This window comes from Microbacterium sp., assembly GCF_031988965.1.
Lineage (GTDB): Bacteria > Actinomycetota > Actinomycetes > Actinomycetales > Microbacteriaceae > Microbacterium.
Genome location: NZ_DALZXX010000246.1, coordinates 1 through 2,459 on the forward strand (window position 1 = coordinate 1; position 2,459 = coordinate 2,459).

General features: G+C 69.2%; 3 protein-coding genes. 2 read left to right on the forward strand and 1 reads right to left on the reverse strand.

The genetic code is table 11. The annotated features are described in order from the left end of the window. A partial coding sequence (locus tag RTM68_RS18300) for a general stress protein (protein WP_312173722.1) occupies positions 1 to 487 on the reverse strand: 487 nt, incomplete at its 3' end. 110 nt (positions 488 to 597) lie between these two features. On the opposite strand from RTM68_RS18300, the gene RTM68_RS18305 reads away from it, so the two are divergent. Then, positions 598 to 1,863, forward strand: a complete 1,266-nt coding sequence (locus tag RTM68_RS18305; RefSeq protein WP_194764726.1) for a magnesium transporter MgtE N-terminal domain-containing protein — start codon at positions 598 to 600, stop codon at positions 1,861 to 1,863. Next, positions 1,863 to 2,408 carry a DUF1003 domain-containing protein gene (locus RTM68_RS18310; protein ID WP_312173725.1) on the forward strand — a complete coding sequence of 182 codons (546 nt, stop codon included), beginning with the start codon at positions 1,863 to 1,865 and terminating at the stop codon, positions 2,406 to 2,408. Before RTM68_RS18305 ends, RTM68_RS18310 begins: the two co-directional genes overlap by 1 nt. Positions 2,409 to 2,459: the final 51 nt, after the last annotated feature.

Here is a 2,459-nt window from a genome sequence, read left to right on the forward strand (position 1 = left end):
CCGGCGGGCGCACCGGAGCGGGCTTGGCCGCGCCGAGCGCCGAGCGCGCCTTGGCCAGCGATGCGGCCTGAACGCGCACCTCGTAGTGATCGGCCGCGAACTGGGTCACACTGGCGAAGTCCCTGCGGCGACGAACGATCGCGTAGGTGACGAGGCTCAGCAGCATGCCGAGCGCGACTCCGATGAACACGAAGCCGACGAAGAGCTGGATCGGGACCTCGGGGTTGCCGATCACGAGGATCGCCGAGAGGAAGAGACCGATGAGCACGCCGTTGACGGCGCCGGAACGGGCGGCTGCGGCATAGCCCAGGCGCCCGGTGATGCGCTCGACCGTGCGGACGTTCTGCCCGACGATCGCGATGTCGCGCGCGGGCACCTCCTGTGCGATCAGTTTGGACACCGTCTTCTGCGCGCCCTCGTAATCGCGGGTGGAGGCGACGATCTCGCCCTCATCGCGGCTGTCAGCTGGACGGTTCAGCATGCTCATCCCGCCATTGTTCCATGCCTGCCGATGAGCGGCCCGCGAGCTCCGCCCGACGGCGCCCTCCCCTCGGTGCGCGGGGCCTCCTCGCAGGCCCTGCGCACTACGCTGGACAGGTGAGCACACAACGGGTATTCGCCGCGCGCCTGGCAGGCTGCGCCGTCTTCGACCCCGTGGGCGACCGGCTCGGCAAGGTCCGAGATGTCGTCATCGTGTACCGAAGTACCGCGGCCCCGCGTGTCATCGGTCTCGTCGTCGAGATCCCCGGCCGTCGGCAGGTGTTCCTCTCGATCGGGCGGGTGACCTCGATCCGTGCGGGCCAGGTCATCACCACCGGGCTCATCAACGTGCGGCGGTTCTCACCGCGTGCCGGAGAAGTGCGGGTGCTCGCCGAACTGCTCGGACGCAGAGTCGACCTGGTCGACGGCAGCGGCAACGCCGTGATCGAAGACGTCGCGATCGAGCCGAACAGGCTCGGGGAATGGGCGATCAGTCAGCTCTTCCTGCGCCGCCCCAAGACCAGCGCATCGCCGTTCGCCAAGGGGCCGACGACGTTCGCCGCCTGGAGCGAGGTGTCGGAGCAGCGCTCTCCCGGTGAGGCCCAGTCCGCCGAGCAGCTCGTCGCTTCGTACTCCGAACTGCACGCGGCCGACCTCGCGAACACTCTTCTCGATCTGCCGCAGCAGCGCATGATCGAGGTCGCGGAGGAGCTCTCCGACGACCGTCTCGCTGACGCCCTCGAAGAGATGCCCGAGGACGAGCAGGTGCACATCCTCGACCGACTCGGCGACGAACGCGCGGCCGACATCCTCGATCAGATGGAACCCGACGACGCGGCCGATCTGCTCGCGCAGCTGCCCCCCAACCGGCTGGAGCAGCTGCTCGAGCTCATGGAGCCCGAAGAGGCCGAGGACGTGCGGATGCTGCTCCGCTACGGCCCCGACACGGCCGGTGGCCTCATGACGCCGGAGCCGATCATCCTCTCCGCCGACGCGACCGTGGCCGAGGCCCTCGCTCTCATCCGGCGCCACGAACTGCACCCCGCTCTCGCCGCGGCGGTGTTCGTGACCCTCCCCCCGTTCGAGACTCCGACAGGCCGGCTGCTCGGCATGGTGCACTTCCAGCGGATGCTGCGCTACCCCCCGCACGAGCGACTCGGCGCGATCGTCGACGACAGCCTCGAGCCCGTGGCCGTCACGGCATCCGCTGCCGAGGTGGCGAGGATGCTGGCCAGCTATGACCTCGTCTCGCTTCCCGTCATCGACGCCGCGCATCGTCTGGTCGGCGCGATCAGCATCGACGACGTGCTCGACTACCTGCTTCCGGACGACTGGCGAACGCACGACGACGATGAGCCGACGATCCCGGGGAAGGTGCGCTGATGGCCCGTTCGCGCTCGCGCTCCCCCCAGCTGGATGCTCCTCTCGGTCGCGGATCGTCGCGACAGCGATCCACCTCGCGTGATCGATTCGGTCGGTTCACCGAATGGGTGGCACGGGCGATGGGCACGCCCGCGTTCCTCCTGATCCTCACCCTCTTCTGTGTGCTCTGGATCTGCTGGAACACCCTGCTGCCCGACCACCTGCGCTTCGACGACGCGGCCCTCGGTTTCACCGCCCTCACGCTCATGCTCTCTCTGCAGGCCTCGTATGCGGCACCGCTGATCCTCCTCGCGCAGAACCGGCAGGACGACCGCGACCGCGTGCAGATCGAGCAGGACCGTCAGCGCGCCGAGCGCAATCTCGCCGACACCGAGTATCTGGCCCGAGAGATCGTCGCGCTGCGCATGTCGCTCGAGGAGCGCAACAACCAGGTCGTGACCCGAGACGTGCTGCGTCAGGAGCTCAAGGCGCTCCTCGCCGAGCTCGGTGAGAACGACGACGAGCCCCGCGACACGCCCCGGCCCGGCGCCCGCTCGTCATCGTGAGCTCCGCCGACGCCGTGCGGGCGGCCGTCGCCGCCGTCACCGACCCCGAGC

Coding starts and splice junctions, on each gene's coding strand:
- RTM68_RS18310 (WP_312173725.1), top strand. CDS start 1,863: ATGGCCCGTTCGCGCTCGCGCTCCCCCCAGCTGGATGCTCCTCTCGGT.